19 protein-coding genes are annotated in these 18,533 nt (G+C 34.1%); 8 read left to right on the top strand and 11 right to left on the bottom strand.

The features are described from left to right. Positions 1–124: 124 nt before the first annotated feature. The 11 genes from Q0871_RS01665 to Q0871_RS01615 are packed head-to-tail and all read right to left on the bottom strand — an operon-like array spanning position 125 to position 9,684. Entirely contained in the window at positions 125–559 is a 435-nt protein-coding gene (locus tag Q0871_RS01665) for a hypothetical protein (RefSeq protein ID WP_299317226.1), read from the bottom strand. Further along, positions 549–1,799 carry an ABC transporter permease gene (locus Q0871_RS01660; protein WP_299317225.1) on the bottom strand — a complete coding sequence of 417 codons (1,251 nt, stop codon included), beginning with the start codon at positions 1,797–1,799 and terminating at the stop codon, positions 549–551. Before Q0871_RS01660 ends, Q0871_RS01665 begins: the two co-directional genes overlap by 11 nt. Then, positions 1,796–2,425, bottom strand: coding sequence for an ABC transporter ATP-binding protein (locus Q0871_RS01655; RefSeq protein WP_299317224.1), 630 nt, complete (start codon positions 2,423–2,425; stop codon positions 1,796–1,798). Before Q0871_RS01655 ends, Q0871_RS01660 begins: the two co-directional genes overlap by 4 nt. 17 nt (positions 2,426–2,442) lie before the next feature. After that, on the bottom strand, positions 2,443–3,639 hold the full coding sequence (locus Q0871_RS01650) for a GTP-binding protein (protein ID WP_299317223.1): 1,197 nt from the start codon (positions 3,637–3,639) through the stop codon (positions 2,443–2,445). Continuing rightward, positions 3,636–4,553, bottom strand: coding sequence for a GTP-binding protein (locus Q0871_RS01645; RefSeq protein WP_299317222.1), 918 nt, complete (start codon positions 4,551–4,553; stop codon positions 3,636–3,638). The genes Q0871_RS01650 and Q0871_RS01645 overlap by 4 nt, the downstream gene beginning before the upstream one ends. Before the next feature lie 49 nt (positions 4,554–4,602). Continuing rightward, a complete protein-coding gene (locus Q0871_RS01640; protein ID WP_299317221.1) occupies positions 4,603–5,556 on the bottom strand; it encodes a prolyl oligopeptidase family serine peptidase in 954 nt (317 codons plus the stop codon). A gap of 55 nt (positions 5,557–5,611) precedes the next feature. Next, positions 5,612–7,297: an alkaline phosphatase PhoX gene (locus tag Q0871_RS01635; RefSeq protein WP_299317220.1), complete on the bottom strand. Its 1,686-nt coding sequence runs from the start codon at positions 7,295–7,297 to the stop codon at positions 5,612–5,614. Positions 7,298–7,304: 7 nt separating this feature from the next. Further along, positions 7,305–7,799, bottom strand: a complete 495-nt coding sequence (locus Q0871_RS01630) for a hypothetical protein (RefSeq protein ID WP_299317219.1) — start codon at positions 7,797–7,799, stop codon at positions 7,305–7,307. A gap of 36 nt (positions 7,800–7,835) precedes the next feature. After that, the gene (locus Q0871_RS01625) at positions 7,836–8,600 is read right to left on the bottom strand and encodes a hypothetical protein (RefSeq protein WP_299317218.1); all 765 of its coding nucleotides are present in this window, start codon (positions 8,598–8,600) and stop codon (positions 7,836–7,838) included. A gap of 21 nt (positions 8,601–8,621) precedes the next feature. Beyond that, positions 8,622–9,290, bottom strand: a complete 669-nt coding sequence (folE, locus tag Q0871_RS01620; protein WP_299317217.1) for a GTP cyclohydrolase I FolE — start codon at positions 9,288–9,290, stop codon at positions 8,622–8,624. Then, complete coding sequence (locus tag Q0871_RS01615; RefSeq protein ID WP_299317216.1) at positions 9,280–9,684, bottom strand: MerC domain-containing protein; 405 nt, start codon at positions 9,682–9,684, stop codon at positions 9,280–9,282. The genes folE and Q0871_RS01615 overlap by 11 nt, the downstream gene beginning before the upstream one ends. An 81-nt stretch (positions 9,685–9,765) precedes the next feature. Between Q0871_RS01615 and Q0871_RS01610 the strand changes: the two genes are divergently transcribed. The 8 genes from Q0871_RS01610 to Q0871_RS01575 all read left to right on the top strand — a co-directional run bounded on the left by Q0871_RS01610 (position 9,766) and on the right by Q0871_RS01575 (position 18,381). Further along, entirely contained in the window at positions 9,766–10,146 is a 381-nt protein-coding gene (locus Q0871_RS01610; protein WP_299317215.1) for a Fur family transcriptional regulator, read from the top strand. A 146-nt stretch (positions 10,147–10,292) separates the two neighbouring features. Continuing rightward, entirely contained in the window at positions 10,293–10,595 is a 303-nt protein-coding gene (locus Q0871_RS01605) for a hypothetical protein (RefSeq protein ID WP_299317214.1), read from the top strand. Positions 10,596–10,840: 245 nt separating this feature from the next. Continuing rightward, positions 10,841–11,530, top strand: a complete 690-nt coding sequence (locus Q0871_RS01600; RefSeq protein WP_299317213.1) for an ABC transporter ATP-binding protein — start codon at positions 10,841–10,843, stop codon at positions 11,528–11,530. A 7-nt stretch (positions 11,531–11,537) separates the two neighbouring features. Then, on the top strand, positions 11,538–14,033 hold the full coding sequence (locus Q0871_RS01595) for a TonB-dependent receptor (RefSeq protein ID WP_299317212.1): 2,496 nt from the start codon (positions 11,538–11,540) through the stop codon (positions 14,031–14,033). A gap of 2 nt (positions 14,034–14,035) precedes the next feature. Next, on the top strand, positions 14,036–15,475 hold the full coding sequence (locus Q0871_RS01590; protein WP_299317211.1) for a DUF3526 domain-containing protein: 1,440 nt from the start codon (positions 14,036–14,038) through the stop codon (positions 15,473–15,475). Further along, complete coding sequence (locus Q0871_RS01585) at positions 15,476–16,816, top strand: DUF3526 domain-containing protein (protein ID WP_299317210.1); 1,341 nt, start codon at positions 15,476–15,478, stop codon at positions 16,814–16,816. It begins immediately after the preceding gene. Between the two features lie 269 nt (positions 16,817–17,085). Further along, positions 17,086–17,463, top strand: coding sequence for a PleD family two-component system response regulator (locus Q0871_RS01580; protein WP_299317209.1), 378 nt, complete (start codon positions 17,086–17,088; stop codon positions 17,461–17,463). Positions 17,464–17,619: 156 nt separating this feature from the next. Beyond that, complete coding sequence (locus Q0871_RS01575) at positions 17,620–18,381, top strand: hypothetical protein (RefSeq protein ID WP_299317208.1); 762 nt, start codon at positions 17,620–17,622, stop codon at positions 18,379–18,381. Positions 18,382–18,533 lie beyond the last annotated feature (152 nt).

The following is an 18,533-nucleotide window of genomic DNA, read 5'->3' as shown; positions in this document are numbered from 1 at the left end:
GAGTGATGGTGTAACAATGTGTTAAAAAATATCTGGCAAATATATCACTTTCTCACTGTAACGCAACTAAGTTGCATTAGTAATTTTAATAGGAAGTATATATTTTTAATTACGCAATTTCTATTTACAATTTGTAACCAGAACAGTCGGTAAGAATGTAATTAAAATGTTCAATATCGTCTTTATTAAGTTTTAAAGTACCCGTAATTACTACGATATCATCGGTTTTAAAGCTGGGTTTCGATTTAAATTGAATTTCTACTGCCGTCTCCGGCCCTCCATTACCACAAAAAAAACAGGAGGCTAACGGGTTTTTGGACAACACAATTAGTTCTCCCGTTGGTGAAATATCTAAATAATAGCCTGATAATGAAACCTGTTTACCCACAAGATCGGACATCTCTTTACTAAATTCTGGATATAAGAAATTAGAATCATAGGAAACAAAATACTTTTCAGTGTATGAAATATCTGCCAATTTTTCCCATGTAAGTTCTACTTGGCCTACGGCGCTCATGGAAATTAGCATTATTAATATATAGAGGAATCTATTTTTCATCACTTATAATTTTTGAAATATTCATTTTTAATATAGGTAGTATTGCTAAAACAATTGATACCATAGCTATTACTATAATGATACCCAATGTTTGTACCATTTGAAGAGTTGAAAATGTAAGTACAATATCCTGCTGAAACTGAGATTTGAACATTGAAATTAAATAGTATAAACCTATCTGGGAAAATAAGAAACCTATAATCAAAGAAACCAATACCATAATGATACCTTCAACGGCTACTATACAAAACAGTTGAAAATTACTTGCACCATAGGTTCGCATTAGGGCAAGATCAAAAGCACGTTCTTTGACCATTTTATAAAGGCTAATGAAAATGGTTATGCATGAAATGAGCAATATGACATATGCGATCCAAGAAATAGCTTTGACCCCAACACCGGTAAATTGAAATAACCGTTCTAATTCATATTTAGGCAATGCAGCTTGCATATTGGTTTGGGCATTAATATTTCTGGGCATTGTCATTAATCCCATGGGGCTTTTGAACGAAACTAGAATAGAGGTGACTTCACGTTCATCTATTTCATGTGTATTACGTTCATGTTCATGTTCATGATTTTCTTCATGTTCATGTGTATCATGAATTTCCTCTTTTTCTTCCTTATGATGGTGTACATCCCAAATACTAGCAAGGTTGGTGATAATCAGTCTGTCAATTACTTTATAGGTAGGTTTATAGATACCAACAACTGTAAAAGATTGATCATGTTCTTCAATCGTATTTTCTGTCAGTCCATGAGAACTCAGAAACGTATCGCCTAGTTTTAGTCCTAATTTTTTAGCGACGTCATTACCTAAAATGACCTCTAAGGATTGATTCACTTCTTTTCCCTCTAATAGCTCTGCCTCATAAAGTTTTGCAAAACCTAAAGTAGATCCTACAATACGATAACCTTTATAATTATCACCATAGGATATAGGAACAGCGTCTTTGATCATAGGGTTTTTAGACAGCTTTTGTACTTCGGTATATGGAATATTTCCCGTAGGATTATCAATATGTAACACAGAGGAAAGTACCAATTGCAACGGACTCCCCTTTGCTCCTACTACCATTTCTATGTTTCCTAATCCGTTTTCGAACTGATTTTGTATTGAGCTGTCAAACTTCTGTATACCTAACAATAGAGCAACACTTGTTGAAAGTGAAAAAATACTAAGAAACACATAAAGCGGTTTATGAAATAGGTTTTTAAGACTAATGATTAAGTTGTTCATAACGTCATCACATTTTTAAATGATGATTTAATTCGTGCGTCATGGGTGATGACCACTAAATTTGCTTGATGTTTTTTTGCTTGTTGTTGTAATAAATTCATCACAATTTCGCAATTTTCATCATCCAAACTAGAAGTAGGCTCATCAGCTAATATGAGTTTTGGCTGATGAATTACTGCCATGGCAATACCTAAACGTTGCAATTGCCCTACACTAAGTTCATTTACTTTGCTTTTCTTGGTTTCGATTAAATCTAATTGCTTCAATAAAGCAGCTATATTTTTTTCATCGATAGCTTTTTTACTAAAAAAAAGACGTGCCTTTAAATTATCATACACATTTAAAGATGTGATAGCATGACTTTTTTGAAAGACAAGCCCAATGTGTTGACCTCTAAATTTATCTAATTGCGAATGGGATAAGGAGTTGATAAGTACTTCATCAATGTTAATAGAACCAGCAGTTGATTTTTGTAAACCGGCAAGTAGATGCAATAAGGTAGTTTTACCAATACCAGATTTACCAAGAATAAGTAAATGTTCTTGCTCCTTTAGGGTAATATTAGGAAAGCGAAAAAGCTGTTCCTTATTCTTATATTGAAATTCAAGTTGATCTGTTTGTACCATATAATTTTACGGCGTTTTTATGCTATGGGCCATAAATCTTGTTGTGGAAATAATTGTTCTTTCCATACGTCTATCTCTGCTTCAGTTAGAACACATTTCTCTAATTCAGTAATCATTCCTTTTTTATCCAAATGCTGTCCTATGAACACCAATTCTATTTTTCTGTCTCCAAAAAGAACATCCCAATCAGCCTCAATATGGCTTTGGTTTTCAGCAAAAGCACCATAGCTAACGCGTTCAGAAAAAGACATGGAAGCCCACCAAACCCCTGCACTATCTGCTTTGCAAGAACCCTCTGCAGAACTCCATAATAAAGCTTGGTTAGATCTTGATGCTAACCAAAATAGTCCTTTACTTCTAATAATATTCTGTGGAAATCGCTGATTGAGATAATTTAAAAAACGCTCTGGATGAAATGGTTTTTTACTCCTGAATACAAACGATCCAATACCATATTCTTCAGTTTCCGGTATATGTTCATTTTCTAACTCTTGTAGCCACCCTGCTGATGCTTCGGCTTTTTCATAATCGAATAAACCGGTATTGATTACATTTTCTAGCTCAACATTAGAATTTTCAGCATTGATAATACGCGCCTCTGGATTTAATTTTCCAATAATTGCACGTAGTTCATCAAGTTGGTCTTCTGTCACCAAATCAACTTTATTAAGAATAATCACATTGGCAAATTCAATTTGATCGGTCAATAAATTAACGATTGTTCTATCATCACCCTCAATATTGGTGAGGTCTCTTGTCGTTAGATAATCTGAACTAGAAAAATCCTTTAAAAAATTATAGGCATCGACTACGGTCAGCATGTTATCTATATAGCTAAAACGACTTAAATCAATATTGCCATCTTCGCTTTCAAAAGTAAAGGTCTGCGCAACAGGAATTGGTTCGCTTATACCGGTACTTTCAATTAACAAATAGTCAAACCTATATTGGGTAGCCAATTTTTCAACTTCTATCATTAAATCTTCTCGTAGCGTACAGCAAATACAGCCGTTAGACATTTCTACAAGTTTCTCCTCGGTTCTAGAAAGCGTATTTTCATTTTCTATGAACTGAGCGTCTATATTTACCTCACTCATATCATTAACGATTACGGCAACCTTTAAACCTTTTTTGTTATGTAGAACATGGTTTAGCAAGGTTGTTTTTCCGGCTCCTAAAAAGCCACTTAATACGGTAACAGGCAATTTTTTCATGTGTTGACAATTTTGTTTGTGCCTAAGCTTAAATTAATGGTGTTTTCTAAAGTTTGAGGTGTACTACCTGGTCCAATGGTTAATAGTTTAGATCCCGTTACAGGAATACCATTAAATGGTCTTATAAATACTTCACCATCCGGATTTCTCTCAAAATAGGTGTATTCGTTTGCATTATTTATTTGAGTACACCCTTTTACTCTAAGTATATTTTTAGGTAGTTCTTTACAAATATGATATATAGCTTCTGTATTAGGTAGGTTTGGCAAATCTGTAGAGCAAGAAGACCAATGTGCTTTTTGGTGGTCTAGTTTTTTTATTGTGTTTTTAGTGGGTTCCAACTCTGGAAGAAGAGAAACATTTAACTCCTCTAAAGTGACAATTTTCGCTGTTGGATTACATGATGTAATGTCTTTTCTAACTTCCAATTCTCTTTTTTTTGTAACTTTTTCTAAATGTGTGAGTACAATGAGAGACGAGACTTGAATTTGATTCCATTCCAGTTCGTTATGTTCTCCCCTTAGCTGCCAGTTTTTAGTATCTACTACTGATATTTGTATAGGTGGCAAATACCTTTCATTTAGCCCTACTCCTAAAAATTCTAACAGCGAACACGCGTCAGAAGTTCCATTTGCTTCAATTAGTGTAATTCCGTTTTTTCGTTTGGGAATTCTATTTACTGCATCTCTAAGTTCCATAATGCCGCTACAGCAAATACAACTACCACTTAATGCTTTAATGGATTTTAAATCTAACTTGTTGGTCAACTGTTGGGCATCCATATGGGCATTCTCATAATCGTTAAGAACAATGAAAGGATCCCAACCTTTGTTAATATAGCTATTGGCCAAGAATTTTAATAAGGTCGTTTTTCCGGCACCTAAAAAACCAACTACGGTAATAATAGCTTCCATATTCAATTTTACTTACGTTGTTCTTTTTTCATAAATTTCAAACCACTTTTTATCTGCCATGAAGCTCCATGTTTGGTAAATCGTTCCCCTTTTTTAAATAGTAATCAAAGAAGCTCTCTGTTTGATCAAAATAGGTTTTACGATATTCTCTTATACCATGGTCAGCCCCTTCAAATAAAATAAACCGAACAGGGTGTTTGTATTCATAAAGCTTATTAACAAGTTCTAAAGATTCAGATGCTTGCACACGCCAATCTGAACTACCGTGCATTAGTAATAGCGGTGTAGTTTTACATAGTTCATCTGCCCAAAATACAGCAGATCTAGCTTTGAGTTCTTTTTCTTTATTCTTATAATAATCAGGAATGTATTTTGAATACACATGCTCTTCAAAATCTGGTCTATTTTTAAGATGGGTAAATGCATTAGCCGATCCTGCAAGGACAACTGCAGCCTTAAATATGCAAGTTTCTTTAAGTGCTAAATAAGTCATCATACCACCTCTACTGCCACCTTCTATTCCAATTCTAGTTGTATCGGCGTTTGTAATTTCATTAAATGTTGGCACGAGGTTCAAAACATCGTTCAAATCATTTCCACCGGCTTCTTCATTACCTTCACTACCATCGTTACCACGATATTGACTTGCCGCTACAACGTAACCCCAACTAGCTAGTTTTCCTAAAAAGAATGCCATACCCACTTCGTTCCATTGTCCAAACTCACCTGTGCCACCTCGGTTAGAAATAATACAGGGAAAATTACCTTCTTCAATCGGTTTAGCTATAAAACCTTTAATTTTTAGAGAATCTGATAGGTAGGTAATGCGAAAAAACTCAACATTCCTAAGAGATGTTAACAAAGTTGAATCGGCTTTTTGAAGTATAGCAATTGTAGAATCACTTAAAGTGATTTTTTCTTTTTCTATAATTTTTCCATTCTGCGAATGAGCCTTAATTACCAATAAAGTTAAAAGCAGAAATATAGGAAGTTGATGTCTCATAATTAAGCTTTTGTTTTAGTCTGTATAATCAACTCAAGTGTTTTAAATAGATTGATTAAGAGTTCACTTCAATTCTATTTAATAAATTCATTTTTTCAATTAAATCTCCAGTAATAGCAACTACAGCAGGCTTAGGGATATTATCTGCATCAAAAGGCCATGTACTGGTAGGATTATTTTTGTCTACGGTTTGCTCACCTGGGTGTTGAACACTTAAAAACAAGGTTTTTCCATCAGGAGAAAACCATGGTCCGGTAAGTTCTGCATCGGTAGGGGCAGATACAACACGAATTATTTTTCCGGCATCGGCTCCAAATCTTGGTATTACAAATAGGCTATTGTTTTTAAAAGACATGTATGGTTTATCTTCTTTGTTCATGGAAGAACCAGACATATCCGTAGTTATCCAAAGATTACCTGACATATCAAAAGCTAAATTATCTGGGCATGAAAATCCGTTTTCATCGCCTCCCGCCAAATACGTTTCGGCTTTAAAACTCAAAGCATCAAAAGCTCCGTTGTTTTCTTCTATTTTCAAAATAGAACCATGATAATCACCTTTAGGTTTATTGTTTGTCAAAGTGACAAAAATGTTACCGGTCACAGGGTCTATTTCTATATCTTCTGGTCTGTTTAATGCTGTAGCACCAAGAAGTTTGGCTGCTTCTCTTGCCCTGATCAATACCTCGGTCTGATCTTTGAAATTACTTTTTAAAACAGCTTGAGTTTTCCAATCTAATGCTAGCCAAATACCATTGATAGTATCGGCTACATATAAGGTTCCTTTTTTTAAGGAACCTGGCTTAGATGAAATAAACTTGTATAAATGTTCATCATTTTTATCATCTGCCGTATAGGCTACCACCCTTTTATCTTCTAATTCATATAAGGTGCAGCATTCGTGGGCAAATCTGCCTAAGGCAATATGTTTTTGTGCTGTGCCATCTTTTGGGTCTACTTCAACCACCCAACCATAATGCTCAGGTGGGTAGTTATAAAAATTTTCCCAACCGTAATAACTATTTCTATGTGTGGCTACTTTAGCTTCGTCATATTCCGTTTCTCCAAAAAAACCATCATAGTTTTCTTCACAGGTAAGAAATGTTTTCCATGGTGTTATACAGCCTGAGCAGTTACTATTTGTTCCAATAATAGTTGATTTGCCTTTTATGGGGCTGTCCCAATTAACGCTTATTGGTGTTTTACCATTAATTCGGCGATTATGAGGGTCGTTTTCAACCACTTTCCATGCACCATTTTCTTCTTTGATCCTTACAATGGTACCACCAACATCATACATCTCTTTATCAACTTGCTCTTTGGTTCTATGTTCAGAAGGGTTTTCATATTTTTTGGCATCAAAATCAGATACATAAAGCGGATTTACATACTCGTGGTTTACCCATAATAATCCGTCTTTTGGATTATTGTCATCGAAAGGAATAAAACAGGTGAAATCATTATTAAAACCAAAAGTGTCAGTATCACTAATTTTATCGCCCCATTTGATGACGGTGTGGTAATCAAGTCCGTTAGCCAAAACCAAATCATCTTTATTAGTAGCGGATAAACCCATTAAATCAAAAGCTTTTAATGTACTAAGCTTTTCTTTTGAGATTTGTCCAAACCCATTAGTTGGTGTTGCCGTACTACCACAACTAATTAAAAACTGTGGCATAACTACAGTACCTAGCCCTGCTTTTCCCATAAAGGAGATAAATTTTCTACGATTGTATGACATAACATTTTTAATTAAAATGGAATTTTTCTTGACAAATTAAATTTGAATAAATAGGATAAAACTTATGTTCCTGTTCGTTGTAAATTTTTCCTTTGATAGTAACGGTTGGTAATAACATAGGGCTTAAATCGTTGCTGAGTTCTTTAATTTTAAAATTCAAATAATATGAAAACAGTAGATTTTCAAATTGGTTATTGTTCCAAAATTTTGAATACCTCTTTTGTTCTTCAATTTTTTTATAAAGGTGTTCTAACCCAGTTATATTTTTAAAGATTTGAGTCTCTAGCGCATCTAAAATAATTTTGTTTTTACTGGAGAGTATAAAAAATATAGTTCCAATATTTTTTGTTTTTATTAATGTTTTAAGGCATTCTACTGTTTTTATATCCTTTGAAAAAGTATTCCCTAACGAGGTGTAAAAATAATTTTCGTAACTATACATCGCGTTAATTACCGGTTCTAAATTATCTGTAGGACACAAAAGAAATAGGTTGTTTTGCATTAAGAAAAATATGATATAATGATAATGGTAAAAAAATTATAAGTTTTTAAATGCTTCTGTTTCCATAATGGATATTGATTCAAAATTGTTAGGCTCTTCAGTGTTTATAACATCAAAGTTTCTAACATCTACATAGTCATTAAATTCTTCACTAGTGTTTATGATTACACCACCAAGAAGAAAAATTCTTTTACAAGAGAATTCACTTAAACTCATTTTAACCAACTGTTTTATTTGTTTATCAATGGCAATGTAAGTGTAGTCCGTTATGGCTTTTTTCGGATTATCAGAATTAATGATATCATGTTTAAAAGGCATTAATGACTGTTCCAATTGAATTTGTTGATGATCGTAGTACACGTTTTGTGGAACATAAATTGGTTCTTCACTTTTTTCGCTAAACCGTTCTAAAGCAAGCATTAGAGCACCACAACTGTTTGTTAGCCTAGATTGACCAATTCTGCGCATACGACCAAGTTCACCTTCATCTGTTATGCCAATATGTGGGCCGTAGAAAATAAATGCATCTCCATCATCTGGAATGTGGTGAGAAAAAGCGACCATGCCTGTGAATCCAGAAAAGGGTAATCCACCTAGTCCGCCCATGGTAAATGGCCTACTTAATACTTTACGGAAATCTGTAGAAACATTTACATCATCTGAACAGACTGATGTAGCAAAAAGCATTTTTTTGAGGTCTGATTTATATTCCGTTTCCAAAAGAGATAAATAACTATCGGTTATTTCAGCTCCAGTTTTTGCAGTGGGATAATATTTGTTTACGGTTTCTTTGATTTCCATGATTGTGTCGTTTAGATGATTTTACAAATTTTCTCCTTTCTGTAATGCATTAAAAAATTCTGATTTTATTTCAGGTTTATTGAATTCGCCATCATATTCAATAGTAGTAGTAAAACTATCTTTATCCTTAATGCCCCTAGAAGAAACACAAAGGTGTTTGGCGGTAATCATAACAATAACATCTTTGGTATTTAATATCCCTTGTAAATCTTTTAAAATTTGTAAAGACAATCGTTCTTGTACCTGTGGTCGATGTGAGTAATAATCCACTAGACGGTTAATTTTTGATAAACCGATAACTTTATCCTTTGGCATGTATGCAATATGTGCATGCCCGGTAATAGGTAAAAAATGATGCTCGCAAGATGAATCTATAGTGATATTTTGCTCAATAAGCATTTTCTTGTACTCATACTTATTTTCAAAAACCGAAAGCTTCGGTTTGTTTTTTGGGTTTAAACCGTAAAACAACTCTTTGACATACATTTTTGCGAAACGGTATGGCGTACCAGATAAACTATCATCGGTTAAATCTAGACCTAGCTCTTCCATTATTTTGGAAAAATAGTGCTGAATACTTTCTATTTTCGCATCATCACTTTTTAGAAAGGCATCTTCCCTTAACGGAGTTTCTACGTTTGAGGAAATATGATTGTCCCCTACTATCTCTATGTGTTCTTTATCCTTCATTTACACAACAATTATCTGTAGCACATTTACAGTGTTTTCTATTATATAAATGCAACATTACCAAAGCAATGGCGGGAATATAGATTGCAGCTTCAGGTATGGCTAGTAGCTCTAATTTTTCATTTAAAATTATTCCGGCTAACACAGACCAACTTAACCATAGCATTGGTTTCATCCATTTAAGAGTCGTGGTTTTGATTGACCAGAAAATGGCAAAAAATGAAATTGCCAAAAATAGGTAATCCATAAATTTCCACCATGTCGGCGGACCGTCACAACAAGTTACAGCACTAGCTTGTGCTAAGAATAAAAATGGTGTGGCAACGCAATGAGCAAGACATAATGAACTGGCAAAAGTTCCTAAAATGTCCGATTTTTGTTTAATTAATATCATTGAAGTTTTTGTTAATACAACTGAGTTGCAAATGTATATATAATATTTGTTAATGCAACAAGGTTGCGTTATATTTGTTTTATGGGAGTAATTAGAAAGACTAAAGCAGTAGAAGTTTTACTTAAAGAATTCAATACTAATTCAGTAGCTATTTCTGCAAAAGCATTAATTGAACAGTTGGGTGATACCTTTAATAAAACCACTATTTACCGTGTTTTAGACAAGTTAGAAGATGATGGTATTCTACATTCTTTTTTAGGTAAAGAAGGCTTAAAGTGGTATGCAAAATGTAATGGTTGTACTTCTACCGAGCATAATGATGTGCATCCCCATTTTCAATGCCTTAGCTGTGGCAGAGTAGATTGTTTGACCTTTACCGTACCACTCCCGAAAATACCGAATAGAAAAATTGAAGTTACTCAGTTATTGATTCAAGGCAAATGTGAAGAGTGTTTTGTGTAAAAAAATGTGTCTTCAGTAATTTTATTTAAATTGAATTTCAGCCTTTATTTTATATAGGGATGGGCTTGTTTTGACGACTTCAAAAAAGGTTTTTCAAAATAAATTCTCAATTAAATCATAAAAGTTTTTATTTTTACCGCTTGTAAATGAAAAACGCCAAGCATCTTATTGCCCTGTTTTATATTACCTTGATATTGTTATTCAAGGTAGCGGGCTTGCATGCACTTTCTCATCATGCAGATGAAACAGACATTCAACATTGCGAGGTTTGTCATATTACCACTACGGTTAATTTCACTCCACTTTTAGAAACACAACCTCAGGTAGTATCACCAACAGAATTTTACAATTGGGAGTTAACGATTACCATTGTCACTCCTGTTGTCGCCTTAAATGAAAGGCATTTATCTAGTTATCTCTTTACTAGACCTCCACCACAATTTATCTAGTCCGTATGTATGTTGTAGTATCTTAATTCTTAGGATGACTGCACCTATTTTCTATTGTTATTTTAATTTGAAAGTCACCATTATTTTGGAGGTTATCATTTCTTTATAACCATAATCTGGCATATGGATGCTGTCTTAATCTTTAGGCAGATCTTCAATAATATTCAATACCCGTTTACTGTATTCATTACGGCTATACGGAGTGTTGCTTCAAGTACTACCAATTTTTAATACACAATACTTATATGCTGAAGGCAGTAAATATTACCAAGTCCTATAACGGAAAAATGGCATTGAAAGATGTTTCTTTTGAGGTCTCTAAAGGAGAGATTTTTTGTTTGTTAGGACAAAACGGAGCAGGAAAAACCACCACTATAAATATATTTTTAGGTTTTATTAAAAAAGATGGCGGACAAGCTTTCGTTGCCGATAAAGAAGTGGGTAAAGATGATACTAATCAGCTAACCGCTTATATACCTGAAACTGTGCAGCTCTACGGAAATCTTACAGGGATTGAGAATCTTAATTTCTTTAGCAAGTTGGCAGGCTTCACCTATTCCACATCAGAATTAGAAGCGTTCTTAACAAAAACAGGATTACAAGCAGATGCTCAACACCAAAGGCTATCTGGTTATTCTAAGGGAATGCGTCAAAAAGTAGGAATTGCTGTTGCACTTGCCAAAAATGCAGAAGTAATTTTTATGGACGAACCTACTTCTGGTCTAGACCCTAAGGCAACAGCAGAATTCACTAAAATTTGTAAAGAACTCGCAAAAATGGGCAAGGTTATTTTTATGGCTACACATGATATTTTTAATGCCGTAGAATTAGGAACCACCATTGGTATTATGAAAGAAGGTGTTTTAGCACAACAACTAAAAGCCAGCGAGATTAACGCAAATGAATTAAATCAACTTTACTTAGAAACTATATAACTAAAACATGAAACACTATATAACCATACTAGCTTTACTTGTTTGTAACATTACATTGGCACAAATTGCTGTAAGCGGAAAAATTTTGGATAATGACGGATCTCCCATTTTTGGAGCTACTATTTCCTATAATCTTGAGAATACTTCTAAAAAAGGAGGTACTGTAACTGGAGACGATGGTCAATTTAACTTTGACCTTTCCGAAACCGGAAACTATCAGATTTCGGTGAGCTACATAGGTATGCAAAGCCAAAGTTTTAATAAATCATTCAACCAATTTACCAATTATGATTTGGGCAACATCAACCTTCAAGAGAGTGTAGAGCAATTACAGTCTGTAGAAGTCATTGGTAGAGCAAGAACAGATTACAATAGTGACTATTCTTTTTCGGCTACCAAAGTGGCAATTGCCAATAAAGAGCTACCACAAGCTATAACATCTGTTACCAAAGAATTAATTGCAGACCGTCTTGCTTTTCAAGTGCCAGATGCTGTAAAAACGGTAAGTAATGTTTCGGTAACGGGCTTATACAATCACTATAATATTCGAGGTATTACACAAGCGGATGACGGGCAGGTGTTAAACGGTATGCGTACACGCCAATACTATTTTTTACAACCAATTACCTCACATCTAGAGCGTGTTGAAGTTATAAAAGGTCCATCATCAGTTACATTTTCAAGTGCCGATCCAGGTGGTACGGTAAACATGGTTACCAAAAAGCCTTTGGCTGAAAAGCGTAGTGAAGTTTCTTTGACTACTGGAAGTTTTGGAACCATAAGAGCTACTGCGGATTTTACGGGACCATTGAACGAATCAAAAACATTATTATATCGTTTCAATGCTGCAATTCAAGAAGCAGATTCATTTAGAGATGTGGTAAACAACAATGCCATTTTGTTTTCGCCTTCGTTAAGTTATATACCTAATGAAACAACGTCGTTAAATGTAGAAATGATTTATAGCGATGCCGTAGGTAATTTAGATAGGGGTCAGCCAATTTTCGGTGCTATAAATGGCGAATACGATATTAATAGTACACCAATTACAATGAATGTTGGTGCATCAAGTGATCACTATAAAAACAAGGAGTTCATTTTCATGGCGAACTTTAGTAAAAAATTGACCAAAAATTTAGGCTTTAATGCACAATTTATGAAGCAAACTTGGGATGAAGATTTAGCCGAACATAGAGTTGATGGTACAGCGGTGGATATTGACGGAAACGTGATTCCTACCTTGGCTAGAATGAGATATGATGAAAGACAACAATATTGGGAAACCGATAATTTTAGTACCTACTTTACGTACGACATTAAAACAGAGAAAATAACCAACAAGATTTTAGTTGGTTATGATGCTACACGTTGGGAAAGAAAAATTGGAGCCGGATTTCTACGTGCCAGAAGGTACTTGACAGTAGATGGTGGTCAGTCTAACTATGACCCTGCAAATGCAGCCAACTTTCAGCAAATTGTGGTAGATGGTGTAACCATGCCAGTGCCTGCCGTTCCTCATTTTAATCTGGAAGATCCTTTTAACGGTGCTAGAAATACAAATGCATATAATCTAGCAGAATTGAGTATTCCAGCAAACTTGAACACTTCAAATGGTTTCTATATTCAAAATCAGTTTAAAGTAGGTAAGTTCTCTGCTTTATTGAACTTGCGATATGAGCGTTTCACTGATATTTTTGATTATGAAGGCGATGAGCAAGAGTTTACAAATGATGCCATTGTACCGAGAATTGGTTTAACCTATGAAGTTACCAATACTGTTAGTGCATATGCTACCTATTTAGAAGGTTTTCAGCCACACACTAATACTGTTTCATTATCGCCAACGGCAGAAGGATTCTTTTGGTCCACTTCACCAAGCAGATTTGATCCCCTTGAAAGTAGTTTAACAGAGTTTGGAGCAAAAGGAGAATTTTTGAACGGAAAAATATTTGCCAACCTAGCTATCTTCAACATTACTCAAAAAAATATCCTTTTAGGTGATACCTATGATTTGGATAATTTAACTACAAGAGGTGAACAAAGAAGCAGAGGTTTTGAGATGGATGTATCTGGTTATATATCACCTAATTTTCAAATTACCGCATCTTATGGTTTTGCAGATGCTGAAATTGTAGAAGATGCCATAGAAGAGTTTATTGGTGAACCTATAGGAGGAGCTCCAAAACACAATGCAAATATTTGGGGAAGATATGATTTTACAAATGAAACCTTAAAAGGAATCGGCTTTGGTTTGGGTGCTCAATTTATGGATGAGCGATATACGTGGTACAACCCAACGTACGATACCGATAGACTTCTATTGCCATCATACACGGTTTTTGATGCAGCAGTGTATTACAAGCCAAATAATACAGGAATACAATTAACCTTAAAATTGAATAATCTGTTTGACGAAACGTATTGGTTAGGTGGTCTTAACCCTTCTAGACTAGGTCCTGGGGCACCAAGAAACGTATTGCTAAATGCAACTTATAAATTCTAATAATGAGGAAGAACGTAATAAAACTGTTAGCGCGCCAATTATGGCAAGATGCCTTTAGATCTAAGGTCATGTTGATAGCATCTGCTTTGATGCTGTTCTTGCTACTCTTTTCTGCGTATAGTGGTTATGAGAATTACCATGACCAGAATTTTACACGAGATGAAATTCAACATGAAGTACAGGAAAGCTGGGAAAATAATCCGGATAAGCATCCACATAGAATGTCACATTATGGGTCTTTTGCGCTAAGACTAAAACACGTTTTAAGTGTTTTTGATCTTGGTATGGAAAACTTTGTAGGTAATGCCGTTTTCTTGGAGGCGCACAAGCAAAATACCGTTAATTTTTCCGAAGCCAGTATGTCTACGGGACTTTTACGTTTTGGTGAAGTTAGCCTAGCTATGTTATTAAAAGTAATCGTTCCTTTATTGATTTTCTACTTAGGCTTTGCGACCATAGCTCAAGAAAGGGAAAATGGAACCCTTAAACTTTTAATAGGACAAGGAATAACAAGAAAGGAAATCGTATTTGGAAAATGGATAGGTTTATGGAGCTTGTCACTCATTTTTTTGATCTCGATTTTTTTGGTATTACTTCTTTTTGTTTTGTTAGAATCTCATAATAGCATGCTTACCGATAGTTTTTTGAGGTATTTGGTTCTGCTTATTTCTTATTTTTTATTCTTTGGTATATTAAGCGCCATCACTATTTTGGTGTCAGCTTTTAGCGCAACCGCTAAAAGTGCCTTGGTAAAGTTGTTAGGTATATGGTTGTTATTCGTTATCATAGTTCCAAAATCATTACAGGCAATGGGTTTTTACTTATACCCTACTCCTTCTAAAATAGAAATGGAAACAGCTGTTGAACATGATTTGATTGAATTGGGAGATAGTCACAATCCAGATGACCCACATTTTAAAGCATTAAAAGACTCTGTTTTGTTAGCTAATAAGGTTACAGATGTTAATAATCTTCCTTTTAATTATGGCGGTTTTGTGATGTCTAAAGGAGAAGAATTAAGTGCTGAAGTTTACCTTGAACACCAAGAAGGACTTTATGAAGTTTACCATAAACAAAACAATTTGGAGCGTTATTCCGCATTCATAAATCCGTATTCTGCCATTAAAAATTTATCAATGGCATTCTCAGGAACAGATTTTCAATCTTTTCTTCATTTTAAGGATGAGGCAGAAACCTATCGCTTCAAATTAGCTCAGGATATGAATCAGTTGCAGATGGATTTTATACCTAGTAAAGGCAAAGAAGGTCCTAATACTATATCTAGTGATTTCTGGAAAGAGTTTCCTCCTTTTCAATATCATTTTTTAAGTATAAGAGAGGTGTTTAAAAATGAGTTGACCTCTTTAATATCCCTATTTTTATGGAGTATTTTATCCGTTTTTGGATTATTGAAATTATCAACTAACCTAAAAGCCATATAGATGTATAGTTTGTTATTTAAATCGTTTTTTAGAACGAAAATATTCTTGGTTAGTCTTGTTTTATTAATGTCTGTTGGTGTTATCAGCATTTTCATAGGAAAGCAATACTTGGTCAAACAAGAGAAAACGATAGCCGCAGCCCAAGTATTTCAAGAAGAAAGTATTAAAAAGAATATAGAATATCATAGTGAAGATTTAGGATTGCTTTTGTATTATTTACGATTTACGCTAGCGAAAAAACCTGAAAATATAAGTGCAATTTCTATAGGGCAGAGCGATGTAAATCCGTTATTACAAGCCGTAACCATTCGTGGTTTGGAAGGGCAAAAATATGATACCGATTTTGAGAATCCGTCATTGCTCATGTCGGGTAATTTAGACCTAGGCTTTGTTATTATTTACTTATTTCCGTTGGTATTAATAGCCATGACCTTCAACCTATATTCCGAAGAAAAAGAATTAGGAACTTGGCGTATTTTAGCAGCACAAACGTCAGGAAAAGCCGGATTTTTATTTAAAAAGATGGCAGTAAGAATACTCTTTGTATTTGTGGTGTTAATTGTTCTCATGTTTTTGGCAAGTACTATATTACAGATTTCAATGAGCGCCAATTTCTGGGCTATTTTTCTACAAAGTATATTGTATGTATTGTTTTGGAGTGCCTTATGTTTTTGGATGGTTTCCTTACTAAAAAGCTCCAGTTTTAATGCATTGGCGCTAATTTCTATTTGGGTAGTATTAACCATTTTGATTCCTGCTTTGGTTAATAATTATGTAATGAATACCTACCAAGTACCAGAAGCCTTAGATGCTATGGTAGAGCAAAGAGATGGTTATCACGAAAAATGGGATATGGAAAAAGATATAACCATGAACGGATTCATAGGAGCATATCCGCAGTATATAAATTATGATGTACCGGAAGATAAATTCAGTTGGATCTGGTACTACGGTATGCAATATATGGGTGATATGGCGGCCAAAGAATCAAGTGAAGAAATGACTGAGAAGATTATGTTACGAAATACTGTAAGTGAAAACGTGGCACTATTTGTACCTACCATGCATGCACAATTGAGTCTAAATAATCTTGCAGGTACAGATATGGTTAGTCATTTAGGATTTTTAAATGTCTTAACTGAGTTTCATGAAAAGTTAAGATTAGGTTTCTATGATAAAATCTTTAGAGAAAAATCGGCGAGTGCAGTAGATTGGACAAAGCATGATATTAAATTCTACCAAGCAGAACATACTTTTAGTTGGTTAAAGCTATTACTACCAACTTTATTCATAACACTTGTTATTGGTGCTATAGGCGGTTTTAATCTTAAAAAGCTGTAATTAAAAAAACGGGTTAATTCATAGTTAGCCCGTTTCATATTTTCATAAATTACATATCATTAATTCATTGTTTTATTAAATTGTGCTTTAAAAGTGATACTTCCATCCATTTTATCTTGAAGGTATTATCTGCAAAAAGTACTTCTTAAATACCATTTTTAATGTGTAATATTAACATATAAAGATACTTTCAAGCCGTTCATCTGAATTAATTTTTCATAATGAGACAATGGGGTACATTTCGCCTCTCAAATCTCAAACTCAGATTAATGAAACTCGAATTAGTAATTGTAGATGACTCCCATCTTTGGTTATCACTAGCAGAAAAACTAGCCAAAACTCACCCGTTAGTAAGTAGTGTATTAACTTTTGAAGATTCTTATGATGCTTGGGTACATATACAAATAGCAAAACCACAGGTAGTCATGTCAGATATTGAAATGCCAGGCATGAACGGACTCTCTTTTCTGGAAATGTTTGCAGACCGTTTGCCTTTTATATCAAGTTCTACCAAACAAGAATTTGAAGTTGTTGCCAGAGAACTTGGTTGTGTTGATTTTGTCAGTAAGCCATTTACAAAAAGTGAACTTCATAGGGCTTTAGATTTGGTTTATTATAAAATCTACGGAAAGAAAGTAAGTGCATAATAAATGGTTTTACATGCGCTGTATTCTACTCGTATTTTCTTCCTTTTGGCTTTCTTGGTTAAATCTTTCAATGAAGGCTTTTATCGTACATAAATAGAGATTGGTTATATTTACTTTTTTATATACATCATTGTATTTTAAAGTAAACACATAACCATGACCCCCGATAAAGATATTTTTAGTACCCCAAAAGGAAGATGGGATTTTGCAATTGCCATTATTGTAATCGCCATTTTTTCTACATTCATTTATATGTTTAAGTTTAATAAACAGGATGATAGTGTAGCAGCTACTCCAGATATAGATACTGCAGAAGAAGCACCACTACCCGACTCTTATCATTCTGAAGATCGCGAATATGTATACTCTAATTCAGATGTTTATGAACCTATAACTATCCCTGTAAAAGATGCATACGATCATGATAAGAATATAGCAGTTGTAATTTCTGATACTACACTTACTGTTTCTGATTTTAAAGAAGAAATAAATGTTGACTTAGAGGAAGAGATCACAACTGAAATTCAAAGTATATCTAAAGGTTCATCCGACGAAAGTACCTCCGAAGTAATTATAGGAGACATAGGAACTCCTGTTATTGAAAAAAAGGAAACTAAAATTCCAGTAGCCAAGAAAGTCGAGCAGCTACCTAAAACTACCAAAACGGCACCAGAAGCTACTACAAACTCTTCTTTAAATTGTATTGCGATGGTAGGTGTTTTTAAAGACCCTAATAATAAAAATACAATTATAGAAAAGCTTAAAACATTGGGCTATACCCATGATGAAGGAGCATATCCAAAAGGTCTGACCTATGTTGGTGTTCCTGTTGACTGTGGTAATGAAGCCAAAAGAAAGCAACTTATTCTAGAATTAAACGAAGCATTCGGTATTGATTCTTGGGTCAAAAAACAATAATATATTAATCTAACTTATCTTCTAGCTATGATAAGTTGTAATTCTGTATTTTACTACGATTTTATCCATTTTTGAGTTGGTTTCTAATATATAATGTACGAATTTACCTACATTACTAATCGTTTCACAACATTAATGCTGATATGTAAATT

It is taken from the genome of uncultured Maribacter sp. (assembly GCF_947500985.1).
Classification (GTDB): Bacteria; Bacteroidota; Bacteroidia; order Flavobacteriales; family Flavobacteriaceae; genus Maribacter.
Note: the sequence above shows the minus strand (reverse complement) of the source record. Positions and strands in the feature narration are given on the sequence as shown.

Coding starts and splice junctions, on each gene's coding strand:
- Q0871_RS01665 (WP_299317226.1), bottom strand. CDS start 559: ATGAAAAATAGATTCCTCTATATATTAATAATGCTAATTTCCATGAGC.
- Q0871_RS01660 (WP_299317225.1), bottom strand. CDS start 1,799: ATGAACAACTTAATCATTAGTCTTAAAAACCTATTTCATAAACCGCTT.
- Q0871_RS01655 (WP_299317224.1), bottom strand. CDS start 2,425: ATGGTACAAACAGATCAACTTGAATTTCAATATAAGAATAAGGAACAG.
- Q0871_RS01650 (WP_299317223.1), bottom strand. CDS start 3,639: ATGAAAAAATTGCCTGTTACCGTATTAAGTGGCTTTTTAGGAGCCGGA.
- Q0871_RS01645 (WP_299317222.1), bottom strand. CDS start 4,553: ATGGAAGCTATTATTACCGTAGTTGGTTTTTTAGGTGCCGGAAAAACG.
- Q0871_RS01640 (WP_299317221.1), bottom strand. CDS start 5,556: ATGAGACATCAACTTCCTATATTTCTGCTTTTAACTTTATTGGTAATT.
- Q0871_RS01635 (WP_299317220.1), bottom strand. CDS start 7,297: ATGTCATACAATCGTAGAAAATTTATCTCCTTTATGGGAAAAGCAGGG.
- Q0871_RS01630 (WP_299317219.1), bottom strand. CDS start 7,799: ATGCAAAACAACCTATTTCTTTTGTGTCCTACAGATAATTTAGAACCG.
- Q0871_RS01625 (WP_299317218.1), bottom strand. CDS start 8,600: ATGGAAATCAAAGAAACCGTAAACAAATATTATCCCACTGCAAAAACT.
- folE (WP_299317217.1), bottom strand. CDS start 9,290: ATGAAGGATAAAGAACACATAGAGATAGTAGGGGACAATCATATTTCC.
- Q0871_RS01615 (WP_299317216.1), bottom strand. CDS start 9,684: ATGATATTAATTAAACAAAAATCGGACATTTTAGGAACTTTTGCCAGT.
- Q0871_RS01610 (WP_299317215.1), top strand. CDS start 9,766: ATGGGAGTAATTAGAAAGACTAAAGCAGTAGAAGTTTTACTTAAAGAA.
- Q0871_RS01605 (WP_299317214.1), top strand. CDS start 10,293: ATGAAAAACGCCAAGCATCTTATTGCCCTGTTTTATATTACCTTGATA.
- Q0871_RS01600 (WP_299317213.1), top strand. CDS start 10,841: ATGCTGAAGGCAGTAAATATTACCAAGTCCTATAACGGAAAAATGGCA.
- Q0871_RS01595 (WP_299317212.1), top strand. CDS start 11,538: ATGAAACACTATATAACCATACTAGCTTTACTTGTTTGTAACATTACA.
- Q0871_RS01590 (WP_299317211.1), top strand. CDS start 14,036: ATGAGGAAGAACGTAATAAAACTGTTAGCGCGCCAATTATGGCAAGAT.
- Q0871_RS01585 (WP_299317210.1), top strand. CDS start 15,476: ATGTATAGTTTGTTATTTAAATCGTTTTTTAGAACGAAAATATTCTTG.
- Q0871_RS01580 (WP_299317209.1), top strand. CDS start 17,086: ATGAAACTCGAATTAGTAATTGTAGATGACTCCCATCTTTGGTTATCA.
- Q0871_RS01575 (WP_299317208.1), top strand. CDS start 17,620: ATGACCCCCGATAAAGATATTTTTAGTACCCCAAAAGGAAGATGGGAT.